This window comes from Streptomyces liliiviolaceus (assembly GCF_018070025.1).
In the GTDB taxonomy this organism is placed as follows: Bacteria; Actinomycetota; Actinomycetes; order Streptomycetales; family Streptomycetaceae; genus Streptomyces; species Streptomyces liliiviolaceus.
Genome location: NZ_JAGPYQ010000001.1, coordinates 6674734 through 6688469 on the forward strand (window position 1 = coordinate 6674734; position 13736 = coordinate 6688469).

Here is a 13736-nt window from a genome sequence, read left to right on the forward strand (position 1 = left end):
CAAGACTCGGCAGTGCAGGCAACGGGACCCCTCAGAGGAGGGCATGATGCTCACCACCCGTTTCGTCACGGGCGCCCCGAACTGGCTCGACCTCGGCACCCCCGACATCGACGGCGCCACTTCCTTCTACAGAGCTCTCTTCGGCTGGGACTTCCAGTCGGCGGGACCCGATTCCGGCGGTTACGGCTTCTTCCAGACGGCCGGGAAGACCGCGGCGGGCGGTATGCAGACCACCCCCGAGCAGGGCCCGCCGTCATGGACCGTTTATTTCCAGAGCCCGGACGCCGACGCGACGGCCAAGGCGGTCGAGCAGGCCGGGGGCGGCGTGCTGGTGCCGCCCGACGACGTCATGGACAAGGGACGCATGGCCATCCTCGCCGACAGGGCGGGCGTCCCCTTCGGCCTCTGGCAGCCCGCCGCACTCCCCGGCCTCGACGTGGCCGGTGAGCGGGGCTCCCTGTGCTGGGTCGAGCTGTACACACCGGACGTCGCCGCAGCAGCCGCGTTCTACCACTCCGTACTGGGCATGGAGACCTCGGCCATGCCCTTCCCCGGTGGCGTCTACACCTGCGTCAACCCCGCGGAGGGCGGCGAGGACGCCATGTTCGGCGGTGTCGTCCCCCTGGCCGACGACCCGGCGGAGCAGGAGGCGGGGGCGTACTGGCTGCCCTATTTCGAGGTCGAGGACACGGACGCCGTGCTCGCGAAGGCCCGAGAGCTGGGCGGCACGGTCCGGATGCCCGCCACCTCCCTGGAGGGCGTCGGCCGGATCGGCAAGCTCGCCGACCCGTACGGGGCACGCTTCGCGGTGATCAAGAGCGAACCGGCCACGGGCTGACGCTCGCCGAGCGACGACGGTCGCGTGATCGGCCGGAGGCAGTCGACTCCCTCCGGCCGACCCGCCCGCCCTCCCGCCCCCACCGGACCGTGCCGGACCCCATCCGACGTGCCGTCAACTTCTGAAGGCAGGAACTTTTCGAGAGCGCTCTCAGACATAACCCTTGACGCTTCAACTCCCCCTGGGAACAGTGGTGCCCCGCAGGAGGCCGATGCCCCATACATCGGCCCGCTCCTGCCTCCCCCCACGCCCCAGGAGACCCCCTTGATCTCACGCAGGAAGTTTCTGACCGGAACCGCGGCCGTCACCGCCGCCGCGGGCTACCCCGTCTGGGGGAGCGCTCTCAGCTCGACGGCCGCGGCGGCTCCCGCGACCTGTGAACTCGCCCTCAAGAACAACTCGCTGCCGGGTACGGTCCGCGCGTACGTCACCGGCCACGAGCAGTCGACGGGCGACTGGCTCCTCCTGCGCGCGGACGGCAGTGTCTACCGGCCGACCTCCCCGTCGGCGCCCCAGACGCCACTGCCCGTCGACTGCGCCATCCCCCTGGGTGCCGCCGGCTCGGCCGCCAAAGTACTGACGCTGCCTCAGATGTACGGCGCGCGCGTCTACTTCGTACGGGACGACACACTCGACTTCTATCTCAACCCGGGCCCTTCCCTGGTCGAGCCCGCGTTCGCCACGGCCGCCGACCCGAACTACGGCAGGACGTGGTCGTTCTGCGAATTCACGTTCAACACCGATCAGCTGTACGCCAACATCAGCTACGTCGACCTGGTCACCGCGCTGCCGATCGGTCTGACCCTGGAGGGCGACGCCACGCACACGGTGGCCCCGCTGCCCGACGGCGCCGTCGACCGGATCGCGGCGGACCTCACGGCGCAGGCCGCCAAGGACGGCCAGCCCTGGGACAAGCTGGTGACCCGGGGCGGTGACGGCTCCGTACTGCGGGTGGTCTCGCCGCAGAACCTGATGGCGCCGTACTTCGACCGGCCCGCCGAGATGCCGTTCCGCGACCTGTGGACCGGCTACATCGACCAGGTCTGGGACAAGTACCGCTCCACCGACCTGGGGATCGACCTCCAGGGCGGCCGGGGCGTACTCACCGGCCGGGTCAGCGGCGACACGCTCACCTTCGCCGGTGGGCACACCTTCAGCAAGCCCACGTCGAAGGACATCTTCACCTGCAACCACGGGCCGTTCACCAACAACCCGGGCGACTCCGACGACAAGAAGGCCATCCTCGCCCGGCTCGCCGCCGGCTTCAACCGCTCGATCATGCTCACCCATCCGACCCAGCCGAACGGCACGACCACGTCCGACTACTACACGGACGCGGTCACCAACCACTGGGCCCGCGTCGTCCACGCCAACTCCCCCATCGGATACGCGTTCCCCTACGACGACGTACGCCCCGACGGCCAGCCCGACGTCTCGGGCGCGGCCCACGACGGCAACCCGCGACGTTTCACGGTGTCGGTGGGCGCGTAACGCCCGCCGGGGCGCGGGGGTGTCGGGGCGGGCCCCGTCCGGCTTTCGACTGCGGGCACGCGGGCGCGGGCCGCGCAGTTCCCCGCGCCCCTGACGGGGCTCGGCCGGTTTTTAGGGGCGCGGGGAACTGCGCGGCCAGCCACGACGCACCCGCACCCGACGGCGGACCGGCTTTAGGGGCGCGGGGAACTGCGCGGCCAGCCACAGCGGACCCTCAGTCGACGACGGTCCGGCCTTCGGGGGCGCGGGGAACTGCGCAATCACCCACGACGCACCCGCACCAAAAGGCCGCCTCGGCCAAAAGGGAGCGCTCTCAGCAATGAAGCGAACCCCGGCTATCCTGATCGGCAACCGCCGCCCTGAGGAGCCCCGAGGTGACCGACCAGTCGACGCAGCCACGCCCCACGCTGGAGGCAGTGGCCGCCCGGGCGGGAGTCTCCCGAGCCACCGTGTCCCGTGTCGTCAACGGCGGAGAAGGCGTCCGTGAACCCCTCGTCGAACGCGTCAGGCGCGCCGTCGAGGAACTCGGTTACGTCCCCAACCAGGCGGCCCGCAGCCTCGTGACCCGACGCCACGACGCCGTCGCCGTGGTCATCGCCGAACCGGAGACCCGTGTCTTCGCGGACCCCTTCTTCGCGCTCCAGCTCCGCGGCATCAGCAAGGAGCTGACCGCGCACGACTCGCAACTCGTCCTGCTGCTCACCGAGGGCCGCGACGACCACGCCCGCGTGGCGCGCTATCTCGCCGGCGGCCACGTCGACGGCGCGCTCGTCTTCTCGCTGCACCTCGACGACCCGCTGCCCAGCCTGATCCACGGCGTGCCGACCGTGTACGGCGGGCGCCCCGGCTGGAGCGACGGTTCACGCGGCGTGGTCTACGTCGACTGCGACAACAGGGGCGGCGCCCGTGAGGCCGTCCGGCATCTCGTCGGACTCGGCCGCACGCGCGTCGCGCACATCACCGGCGCCCTCGACCAGACCTCGGCGGTCGACCGGCTCGACGGGTTCCGTGACGTCATGGTGGACGTCGATCCGCGGCTGATCGTGGAGAGCGACTTCACCCCGGGCGGCGGTGAGCACGCCATGCGGGAACTTCTTGAACGGTGCCCCGACGTGGACGCGGTGTTCGCGGCGAACGACCTCATGGCGGTCGGCGCGATGCGGGCGCTGCGCGAGCGGGGACGGCGGGTGCCCGAGGATGTCGCCGTGATCGGGTTCGACGACATGCTGCCGTTCACCGAGCAGGCCGATCCGCCGCTTACGACTGTCCGGCAGGACATCGAGGAGATGGGGCGGTTGATGGCGCGGTTGTTGTTGCGGGGGCTGGACCGGAGCGGGGCCGCTGCCGCGGGGGCGCCGTCGAGTGTCGTGCTGCCGACGACGCTGGTACGCCGAGTCTCCGCGTAGCCGCTCCGCGGGGTGCGTGTTCGGGTGCGGGTCCACCGTGGCCGGTCGTGCAGTTCCCCGCGCCCCTGAACACGGGCCCGTCGCCGGGTGCGAGTGCGTCGCGGTGCCGACCCCAGCCCCATCAGGGGCGCGGGGAACTGCGCGGCCCACCCCCACTCAGCCGCAGCCAAAACCCGACGGGGCCTGCCCCGAACCCCCGGTGGGCCCACTGCGGGTCCGCCGTGGCTGATCGCGCAGTTCCCCGCGCCCCTCAGGGCGCGGGGCGCTGCACGCCCCGCCGCTCAGTGTTCGTGAGGCTCGTACCCCGGAATCGTGCCGTCCGTCTTCTTGACCAGGAACAGGCCCGCCATTCCCATGTCGGAGTGGCTCTGGACGTGGCAGTGGTACATCCACGCGCCCGCTCCGACGCCCTCCCCCGCGATGACCTGGAAGCCGAACGAGTCCGCGGGGCCCACGATCAGGTTGTCGACCACGCGGCTGGGGTCGTCCGGTCCGGTCAGCAGGCCGGTGCGGTTGTCCGCCCAGCGGTGACCGTGCACATGGAACGTGTGGTAGTACTCGCCGTGCGTGATCGAGACGAACTCGACCCGGTCCCCCACCGTGGCCTCGAAGTTGGGGCTGTCGTGCCCCGGCCTGTTGTTGATCGTCATGTCGTTGAAGACGATGGTGTGGGTCTTGTCGGGGAGGATGTCACCCTCGCGGCGCACGATCACCGGCCCGTACAGGCCCTTGCGGATGCCGCCCGTACCGTGCTCGGTGCCGACGACATGGTCGTGGTAGTGCCAGTAGCCCGCGCTGCCCGCCCGCCAGGTTCCGTCCTTGCGGCGGCCGGGGGCATGGGTGCGCCAGGTGTACGTACGGGTGTCGCCCGGCTCGACATGCGACTTGCTCAGTTTCGTGCCGTCGCTGGAGACCTCGTAGTCCAGGCCGTGGACGTGCAGGCTCGCCGCCACGTCCAGCGTGTTCTCGACGTCGATGTACGCGGTGTCGCCCTCGTTGAGCTCGATCAGCGGCCCGGGGATCGTGGCCGCGCCCTTCTCGAACCCGTAGCCCAGCTGACCGTCGGCGAGCTTCTCGATGTACAGCTTGATGCGTCTGACCTCGCCGCCCGCGGGGGCGGTACGGAGCGCGGTGCTCGCTCTCGCCGCGCTGTCCGCGGACGTCGCGTCCTTCGCGGCGACGAGCGACAACGATGTCGCGACCGTGGCGACGGCGGCCCCGCCCATCATCATCCGACGGCTGAACCCACGCCTGTCCATCGCGTCCGTGGTGGTCATGTCGTCCGTGGTGCCCATGCCGAACTCTCCCAACCTGCAACGCGGTCAACGGAATTGACGGGACTGGCGGGTGCGGTCGCGAATCCGGGAGGGGAGTCGACCGAACCGAGTGACAGAGACGAACTGGTGAGACGGTAGTGGCATCGCCTTCGTTTATCCACACTCAGGACAAAGTTTGTTGGATACCGGTCATACCTATTGGCGAGTTCCGCGAAAAGGTCTAGCTTCCATGGCGCTGTTGCTGTGACCGAGGAGGATGGGGTGACCACATGCGGCCCACACCGCATCAAACGCCACTGACCGTACGGACGTTGGGCAGAGCAAGACGGAGAGGCTGGGCAGCCGCACTGGCTGCCGGAGTCGTCGCCGCCGGTGTCCTCTCGGGGCCGGCCGCGAGCGCGCGCCCCGCACCCGAGCCGCCCCTGACAACGATGTCGATCAAGTCGCCCCCCGGCGGCTCCGATGTACGCGTGCTGATCTACCACGGGTCCGCGGCCGGCGGCGACGAGTCGCCCGTCGTCAACGCCGGTATCGAGGCGATCGAGGACATCGGCCAGAGCGGCCCCGCGGCCGGGCGCTTCAAGGTGACGGCCACGGACGACGCCTCCGTCTTCACCGACGAGACGGAACTCGGCCTCTACAACGCCGTCGTCTTCCTGACCGGCGGCGGTGACATCCTCGATCCGGAGCAGGAGGCGGGTCTGGAGTCGTACATGGAGGCCGGCGGCGGCTTCCTCGGCATCCACGACGCGGCCCGCGCCGAGCCGTACTCGGACTGGTTCACCGGACTCGTCGGCGCCCGTCCGGCCGCGAACAGCCCGACGAACGTACAGCGGGCGACCGTCGAGGTCGGTGACCGTCAGCATCCGGCCACCAAGGATCTGCCGCTGCAGTGGAAGCGCCCCGACCAGTGGCTGAACTGGACCAAGAACCCGTCCGGCGACGTGCACACGGTGGCCCGCGTCCGCGAGTCGACGTACACGCCGGGCACGAGCGCCAACGGCGCCGACCACCCCGTGTCCTGGTGCCGTGACTACGACGGCGGCCGGTCCTTCTACACCGGCATGGGCGGTACGGAGTCCTCGTACGACGAGACGGAGTTCCGCTCGCATCTGCGCGGGGCGCTCGCCTGGACGACCCGGATCTCGCAGGCCGACTGCAAGGCCACGATCAACGCCAACTACAAGGCGGAGCGGCTGACCCAGCCCAACCAGCCGGGCCAGAACGACCAGATCGGCGAGCCGCACGGCCTGGTGACCGCGCCCGACGGCCGCGTGTTCTACATCGGCCGCGGCGGCGCCGACTCGTCGCAGCCGGTCATCACGGACTGGAACAACCCGGACGTCGGCAAGGGCAAGGGCGAGATCCACGTCTACGACCCGAAGACCAAGAAGGTCACGCTGGCCGGCACGCTCAACGTCTTCGGCAACAAGGGCGGCGGCGACGAGCTGATCAAGGTCGAGGAGGGCCTGCTCGGCATCGAGCTGGACCCCCGGTTCGAGGACAACGGCTGGGTGTACCTGCACTACACCCCGCACTCGCGGATCGACCGTGACAAGCAGATGGCCGAGCGGTACGTCTCCCGCTTCACGTACAACTCGAACACCGCCAAGCTGGATCTGAACAGCGAGAAGGTCCTGCTCAAGTGGCCGGTCCAGATCCACAGCTGCTGCCACTCGGGCGGCGGTCTGGCCTGGGACTCCAAGAGCAACCTGTACATCGCCACCGGTGACAACAACTCCAGCGGCTTCAGCGACGGTTACTCGGGCAACAACCCGCAGCCGAACTACAAGGGCGTCTCCTTCGCCGACGCGCGCCGCACGGCGGGCAACACCAACAACCTCAACGGCAAGATCCTGCGCATCCACCCGGAGCAGGACGGCACGTACACGCTGCCCGAGGGGAACCTCTTCACGGGCAAGGAAACCGCCGAGGGCGGCGGCAAGACGCGTGGCGAGATCTATGTGATGGGCGTCCGCAACCCGGCGCGCATCTCGATCGACAAGAAGACCGACACGCTGTACGCGGGCTGGGTCGGCCCGGACGCGGGGTCGCCGTCGACGACCTGGGGTCCGGCGAAGTACGACACGTTCGCCGCGATCACCAAGCCGGGCAACCACGGCTGGCCGTACTGCATGGGCAACAAGCAGCCCTACCGGGACCGCAACCTGCCCGATCCGACGAAGCCGCTGGGCTGGTACGACTGCAACGCGCCGAAGAACGAGTCCCCGAACAACGACGGTCTCGTGAACCTGCCGCCGGTCACGTCGAACACCATCTGGTACTCGCCCCAGGGCGGCGGCCCGGACTACCCGCGGGACGCCAACGGCATCCCGTCGTACAAGACCGCGGAGCAGAAGTTCCTGCTGCCGTGGCTCAAGGGCGGCGGCCAGGCCGCCATGGACGGACCGGTCTACCGGTACGACGGCACGCTGGCGAACGCCGCCAAGTGGCCCTCGTACTGGGACGGCAAGTGGTTCGTGGGCGACTTCTACGACGCCGACCAGCCGCGGCACGCCGTGCTGCTCGACCCGAAGACGGCCGGACAGGGCGGCATCCCGGTGCACGCCGAGTCCCTGAAGAAGATCATCCCCATCGGCAACGACGGCATCAAGAACCTCATGGACTGGAAGTTCGGCCCGGACGGCACGCTGTACGTCCTCGACTACGGCCGCGGCTTCTTCACCTCGGACTCCAAGTCCGCGCTGTGGCAGGTGACGTACAAGGGCGGCGGCCCCACTCCCGCCGCCTCTCAGCTCGCCAGGGAGGCGCAGTGACGCGCGTGAGAAACATCGGCAGGCGAAGAACTGGACGGCTGTGGACGGCACTTGCCGCCGCGCTGCTGATGGTGCTGGGGCTCGCCTCCACCTCGGCGACCGGCCAGACCGACAACACCCCGTCCCGGGCGGGCGCCGCGGCGCAGACGCTCACCTGGACGGCCGGTGACGACATCACCAAGTACGCGTCCGCGCCCACGACGGCGGTCGCGGGCCCGACGACGATCGTCTTCGAGAACAGCGAGGCGACCGGCAACACCATGGGCATGCCGCACACGTTGACGTTCGACGTGTCGGACCCGGAGTACCAGAACGACGTCCCGCTGAACATCCTGGCCAACCCGAACGACGACCAGGGCGGCAAGCACACCGCCGAGGTGACGCTCTCACCCGGCCGCTACCGCTACTTCTGCACGATCCCCGGCCACGGCCAGATGCAAGGCATCCTGGTGGTCACCGAGGGCACCGGCGAGGACACCACCGCGCCGGAGACCGCGGCCGAGGTCACCGGCACGAAGAACGCGGACGGCGCGTACGTCGGTTCGGCGACCGTGGCGCTCAGCGCGACGGACACGGGCGGTTCGGGCGTCGAGCGCATCGAGTACGCCATCGGTGACGAGGGCGCCTGGCAGCCGTACACCACGCCTGTCGTGGTCGACCAGGTCGGCGCCCAGAAGGTCCGCTACCGGGCGATCGACAAGGCCGGGAACACGTCCGCGGAGAAGGCGGAGCAGTTCACGGTGGTGGCCCCGCCGACGGACGACACGACCGCGCCGGACACCTCGGCGACGGTGACGGGTGAGAAGAACGCGCAGGGCGAGTACGTCTCCATGGCGACCGTCACGGTGACGGCCTCCGACACCGGTTCCGGCGTCAACACCATCGAGTACGCGCTCGGTGACGCCGGTGCCTGGCAGGCGTACACCGCTCCGGTGATGGTCCACGAGGTCGGCGCGCACAAGGTGCGGTTCCGGGCGACGGACAAGGCGGGCAACGTGGCCGCCGAGAAGTCGGTGTCGTTCACCGTCGTCGCGCCGCCGGTCGAGGACACCACTCCCCCGGTGACCGGTGTGAGCGTCGAGGGCACGAAGAACTCCTCCGGTGCGTACATCAACAGCGCCAAGGTGACGGTGACCGCGACCGACGCGCACGGCGGCTCCGGGGTGGACAAGATCGAGTACTCGCTCGACGGCGGCCCCTACCTCGCGTACACCGCTCCCGTGGTGGTCGACCGCGTGGGCGCGCACTCGGTGGTCTACCGGGCCAGCGACAAGGCGGGCAACACCTCGGACGCCCGTACGGTGAGCTTCACGGTCACCCCGGGCGGCGGGGTGCCGGCGCCCAACTGCGCCGAGTACGACGAGCGGTTGACCGTCATCGTCGGCACGGTCGACTCGGGTGTGCCGAACCGGATCACCAACAGCCGGTGCCGCATCAACGAGTTGATCGAGGACGAGAAGGAGTGGACGTCCCACGCGCTGTTCCTCAAGCACGTGACGGCGGTCCTCAAGACCCTCCTCAAGGACGGCGTGATCGTCCAGCGCGAGTACGACCTGATCGACGCGGCGGCCGACGAGTCGGGCATCGGCGATCCCGGCCAGACCGAGGGCTACCGCACGATCATGGACGGTACGCAGGACACCTTCGGCAAGTGGCAGCACGTGGGCGGCGGTTCGTTCGGCCTGAACGGCGACGGCACCATCACGTCGGGCACGACGCGCGACGGCCTGGGCATGCTGTGGTTCCCCGAGCGCAAGTACGGGGACTTCTCGCTGAAGCTCCAGTGGCGTGACGACGCGCCGGGCACGGGCAACGCCAACTCCGGTGTGTTCGTCCGGTTCCCGCAGGTCCACAACCACCCGGAGGAGTCCCGGCCGGAGTGGGTCGCCATCAAGTACGGGCACGAGATCCAGGAGTTCGACAGCCCCACCGGCGACATGTACAAGACCGGTTCGGTCTACGGCTTCGACCGGGTGGGCCTGGCCGGTGCCGGTGTCACCCAGAAGGGCACCTGGAACGACTACGAGATCCGCGTGGTGGACCAGCACTACTCGATCTACCGCAACGGCGTGCTGATCAACGAGTTCGACAACATCGGCGGTCAGGACTTCACCCCGCCCCGCTCGGACGACCCGGGCACGGACGGGCGGCGGTTCGCCTCCGGCTACATCGGACTCCAGGTGCACGGCACGACGGACGTGGTGTCGTACCGGGACGTCAGGATCAAGGAGCTGTGACACCCGACTAGTCAACTGCTAGATCAGTTCTCCTTCTTGGCCCTGCTCGGCTGTACCCGCTTCGGCTCGCCCGGCATCTTCGGGTACTCGGGCGGGTACGGCAGATCGCCCAGCCCGTGGTCGCGTTCGTCACGGGAGGCGAGTTCGAGCAGGGCTTCGAGGGAGTAGGCGTGTTCGTCCATGTCCGCGTGCACATCGCCGAGTTCGGCGAAGCGCGCGGGCATGGTCGCGAGATCGAAGTCCCGGGGCACGGCCTCACCGACCTCGTCCCAGGTGAGGGGCGCCGACACCGGCGCGTGCGGCCGGGGGCGTACCGAATAGGCGGAGGCGATCGTGCGGTCGCGGGCCGTCTGGTTGTAGTCGACGAAGATCTTCTCGCCCCGCTCCTCCTTCCACCAGGCCGTGGTCACCTGGTCCGGCATCCGGCGCTCCAGCTCACGTCCGACGGCGATCGCGGCCCGGCGGACCTGGGTGAACGTCCAGCGCGGCTCGATCGGCACGAAGACGTGCAGTCCCCGGCCGCCGGAGGTCTTGGGGAAGCCGCGCAGCTCCCCGTACTCGTGCAGCACCTCGCGCAGCTCATGGGCGGCGCGCACCGCGTCGGCGTAGTCCGTGCCCGGTTGCGGGTCGAGGTCGATGCGCAGTTCGTCCGGCCGGTCGACGTCGTCCCGGCGTACGGGCCAGGGGTGGAAGGTGAGCGTGCCGAACTGGGCGGCCCACAGGACGGCGGCGACCTCGGTGGGGCACATCTCGTCGGCGCTGCGGCCGCTGGGGAAGGCGATGTGCGCGGTGGGGATCCAGTCGGGCATGTTCTTGGGCGCCCGCTTCTGGAAGAAGGACTCGCCGCCGACGCCCTCGGGGTAGCGCTCCAGGGTCGTGGGCCGGTTCCGCAGCGCGCGCAGGATGCCGGGGCCGACCGCGAGGTAGTACCGGGCGAGGTCCAGCTTCGTGAAGCCGCGCTCCGGGAAGAAGACCCTGTCCGGGCTGGACAGCCGTACCGTCCTGCCCGCCGCCTCCAGCTCCACCGCATCCGCCATGCGAGCCACGGTAGGCGTACCGCGTACACCTCGCATATCAGGAGCCGCATCACATGTCGGGCGATTATTCGCGTATCACCGCAGAATCGGTGTATGGATCTGCCGGTGATGCCGCCCGTGAAGCCCATGCTCGCCAAGTCCGCGGCGCGGATTCCGCCGGGCATGCACTACGAGGCGAAGTGGGACGGGTTCCGGGCGATCGTCTTCCGTGACGGGGACGAGGTCGAGATCGGCAGCCGTAACACGAAGTCCCTGGTCAGGTACTTCCCCGAGCTGGTGGAGGCGCTGCGGGAACGGTTGCCGGAGCGCTGCGTGGTGGACGGCGAGATCGTGGTCGCGCGGGGTGGACGGCTCGACTTCGACGCGCTCTCCGAGCGCATCCATCCGGCGGCCTCCCGGGTGAAGACCCTCTCGGAGCGCCGGCCCGCGTCGTTCGTGGCGTTCGACCTGCTCGCGCTGGCCGACGAGTCGCTGCTGGACGCCCCCCTCTCCGAGAGGCGGGCCCTGCTGGAGACCGCGCTGTCCGGCAGCACGGCTCCCGTGCACCTGGCGCCGGCGACGACGGACATCGAGGTGGCGCGGCAGTGGTTCGAGCAGTATGAGGGGGCCGGGCTCGACGGAGTGGTCGCGAAACCGCTCACCCTGCGCTACGGGCAGGACGAACGCCTGATGTTCAAGATCAAGCACGAGCGCACGGCGGACGTGGTGGTGGCGGGCTACCGGCTCCACAAGAGCGGGCCCGTCGTCGGCTCGCTGCTGCTCGGCCTGTACGACGACGAGGGCACGTTGCAGCACGTCGGGGTCTGCGCGGCCTTCACGATGAAGCGGCGCGAGGAGCTGATCGGGGAGCTGGCCCCGCTGCTCATGGAGTCGCCCGCCGGGCATCCGTGGGCGGCCTGGGCCAAGGAGTCGGCGCACGAGTCGGCGCGGCTGCCGGGCGCGCCCAGCCGCTGGACGGGCAAGAAGGACCTGTCCTGGATTCCGCTGCGGCCGGAACTGGTGTGCGAGGTGGCGTACGAGCACATGGAGAACGGCGCGCGCTTCCGGCACATGGCGCGCTTCCGCCGCTGGCGCCCGGACCGTACGCCGGAGAGCTGTACGTACGCCCAGCTGGAGGAGCCGGTCGGTTACGACCTCGCGGACATTCTGGGACCGCGGGGCTGAATCGGCCCGGACGTATTTCCGCCGCCCAACGCCCTTGCGCGGCAGCCCTGTTGGGTACGTCTCCCGCGTACGACCCTCGCCCTGCGGTACGGCACCGCCGGTTGGACCGCCGCGCCCTCCCGACCGCTCCCGTGACCCGCTCGGACCAGCGCACGCCTTCGATCTTGGCTCATTGGGTACGTATTCGTTGAACCTATAACCCGACAAACGACGAAACGGGGCACGGTGGCCACGGTACGCAGGAGACGAACGGGGCGGACGGGGCGTTCGAGGCGCTCGGCCATGACGACGACACTGCTGGTCACCCTGCTGGCGGGTGCCGCGGCGACGGCCTGCACGCGCGCTGAGCCGCTCGACGACAAGCAGCGCGGAAACATGCCGCCCCGCACGGGCAGCACGGGCAGCACGGAGGGCGCGCAGGGCACCGGCGCCCCGGCGAGTCCGGCGCCGCGGGCCGCCTCCCCGCTCGTCGTGAAGATCGACAACGTGCCCGGCGCCCGCCCGCAGACCGGACTGGACGCCGCCGACGTCGTGTACGCCGAGCAGGTCGAGGGCGGTCTCAGTCGGCTGATGGCGGTGTACGCGACCCGCCTGCCGAAGGCGATCGGGCCGGTGCGCAGTGCGCGCGAGTCGGATCTGGAACTGCTGCGCCAGTTCCACAAGCCGACCCTCGCCTTCTCGGGGGCCCAGAAGAAGCTGCTGCCGCTGATCGACAGCGCGCCGCTGCAGACCGCCCTGCCGGAGGAGAAGACGAGCGCGTACTACCGGGGCACGGACAAGCCCCAGCCGCACAACCTCTATCTGCGGCCCCAGCGGCTGCTGACGGGCACGCCGGGGGCCGACGCGCTGACGACGGGCTTCCGGTACGGGGCCGCGCCCGCGGGAGGTACCGCCGAGAGCGCGCGTACGGTCCGCTTCCCGCAGGCCCGTTTCACCTTCGACTGGTCGCGGGACCAGCGGCGCTGGCTGGTGTCGATGGACGGGACGCCGACGGTGACGACCGGTGGGAAGCGGGTGGGCGCGTCGACGGTCGTCGTGCAGTACGTGAACATCCGTGAATCCCGGTACCACGACTACCTCGGGAACGTCACGCCCTACACGGAGACGGTGGGGTCGGGGACGGCGAAGGTGCTGCGTGACGGGAAGGCGTTCGATGCGGCGTGGGCGCGGCCGCTCGCGACGGGTGGGACGGAGTTCACCACCCCCTCCGGCGCGCCGATGAACTTCGCGAAGGGTCAGGTGTGGGTGGTGTTCGCCCGAGCGTGACGGACCGCTGCGCGGCGGCCTGGCGTACGACCGTCACCTGCGGGCCCGGTGGGGGCTGGCCGCGCAGTTCCCCGCGCCCCTAAAAGACTGCGCCGTTCCCCGCGCCCCTGACGGGGCGCCCGTCAGGGGCGCGGGGAACTGCGCGGGTGACCCCCACCGAACCCGCAGACAAAAACCGGCCCGTCTTTGGGGGCGCGGGGAACGGCGCGATCAGCCCCCGCCGGGCCGCAGACGAAGACCGGC

Annotated in this window: 9 protein-coding genes; 7 read left to right on the forward strand and 2 right to left on the reverse strand. The window is 70.0% G+C overall.

The genetic code is table 11. The features are described 5' to 3' along the window. The first annotated feature begins 46 nt into the window (after nucleotides 1-46). The 3 genes from J8N05_RS28675 (at nucleotide 47) to J8N05_RS28685 (ending at nucleotide 3735) form a co-directional block, all read left to right on the forward strand. Nucleotides 47-838 carry a VOC family protein gene (locus J8N05_RS28675; RefSeq protein WP_210890459.1) on the forward strand — a complete coding sequence of 264 codons (792 nt, stop codon included), beginning with the start codon at nucleotides 47-49 and terminating at the stop codon, nucleotides 836-838. Nucleotides 839-1102: 264 nt separating this feature from the next. Further along, nucleotides 1103-2329, forward strand: a complete 1227-nt coding sequence (locus tag J8N05_RS28680) for a glycoside hydrolase family 64 protein (RefSeq protein WP_210887814.1) — start codon at nucleotides 1103-1105, stop codon at nucleotides 2327-2329. A 374-nt stretch (nucleotides 2330-2703) separates the two neighbouring features. Beyond that, nucleotides 2704-3735 (forward strand): LacI family DNA-binding transcriptional regulator, encoded by a 1032-nt coding sequence (locus J8N05_RS28685; protein ID WP_210887817.1) that lies wholly within the window; start codon nucleotides 2704-2706, stop codon nucleotides 3733-3735. Nucleotides 3736-4016: 281 nt separating this feature from the next. Here J8N05_RS28685 and J8N05_RS28690 read toward each other — a convergent pair whose 3' ends face one another. Next, nucleotides 4017-4994, reverse strand: coding sequence for a multicopper oxidase domain-containing protein (locus tag J8N05_RS28690; RefSeq protein ID WP_210890460.1), 978 nt, complete (start codon nucleotides 4992-4994; stop codon nucleotides 4017-4019). 365 nt (nucleotides 4995-5359) lie between these two features. Between J8N05_RS28690 and J8N05_RS28695 the strand changes: the two genes are divergently transcribed. Together J8N05_RS28695 and J8N05_RS28700 are read left to right on the forward strand one after the other, a co-directional pair. After that, the gene (locus J8N05_RS28695; RefSeq protein ID WP_247706778.1) at nucleotides 5360-7789 is read left to right on the forward strand and encodes a ThuA domain-containing protein; all 2430 of its coding nucleotides are present in this window, start codon (nucleotides 5360-5362) and stop codon (nucleotides 7787-7789) included. Nucleotides 7790-7857: 68 nt separating this feature from the next. After that, nucleotides 7858-10026, forward strand: coding sequence for an OmpL47-type beta-barrel domain-containing protein (locus J8N05_RS28700; RefSeq protein ID WP_247706779.1), 2169 nt, complete (start codon nucleotides 7858-7860; stop codon nucleotides 10024-10026). 23 nt (nucleotides 10027-10049) lie between these two features. Here J8N05_RS28700 and ligD read toward each other — a convergent pair whose 3' ends face one another. Then, nucleotides 10050-11063, reverse strand: a complete 1014-nt coding sequence (ligD, locus tag J8N05_RS28705) for a non-homologous end-joining DNA ligase (RefSeq protein ID WP_210887823.1) — start codon at nucleotides 11061-11063, stop codon at nucleotides 10050-10052. Between the two features lie 93 nt (nucleotides 11064-11156). On the opposite strand from ligD, the gene J8N05_RS28710 reads away from it, so the two are divergent. Together J8N05_RS28710 and J8N05_RS28715 are read left to right on the forward strand one after the other, a co-directional pair. Next, nucleotides 11157-12227, forward strand: coding sequence for an ATP-dependent DNA ligase (locus tag J8N05_RS28710; protein WP_210887826.1), 1071 nt, complete (start codon nucleotides 11157-11159; stop codon nucleotides 12225-12227). Between the two features lie 282 nt (nucleotides 12228-12509). After that, on the forward strand, nucleotides 12510-13493 hold the full coding sequence (locus tag J8N05_RS28715; protein ID WP_210887829.1) for a DUF3048 domain-containing protein: 984 nt from the start codon (nucleotides 12510-12512) through the stop codon (nucleotides 13491-13493). Nucleotides 13494-13736: the final 243 nt, after the last annotated feature.

Bases quoted from the DNA above. Each gene is read 5' to 3' on its own strand.
- J8N05_RS28675 (WP_210890459.1), top strand. From the start codon at position 47: ATGCTCACCACCCGTTTCGTCACGGGCGCCCCGAACTGGCTCGACCTC.
- J8N05_RS28690 (WP_210890460.1), bottom strand. From the start codon at position 4,994: ATGGACAGGCGTGGGTTCAGCCGTCGGATGATGATGGGCGGGGCCGCC.
- J8N05_RS28700 (WP_247706779.1), top strand. From the start codon at position 7,858: ATGGTGCTGGGGCTCGCCTCCACCTCGGCGACCGGCCAGACCGACAAC.
- ligD (WP_210887823.1), bottom strand. From the start codon at position 11,063: ATGGCGGATGCGGTGGAGCTGGAGGCGGCGGGCAGGACGGTACGGCTG.
- J8N05_RS28710 (WP_210887826.1), top strand. From the start codon at position 11,157: ATGGATCTGCCGGTGATGCCGCCCGTGAAGCCCATGCTCGCCAAGTCC.
- J8N05_RS28715 (WP_210887829.1), top strand. From the start codon at position 12,510: ATGACGACGACACTGCTGGTCACCCTGCTGGCGGGTGCCGCGGCGACG.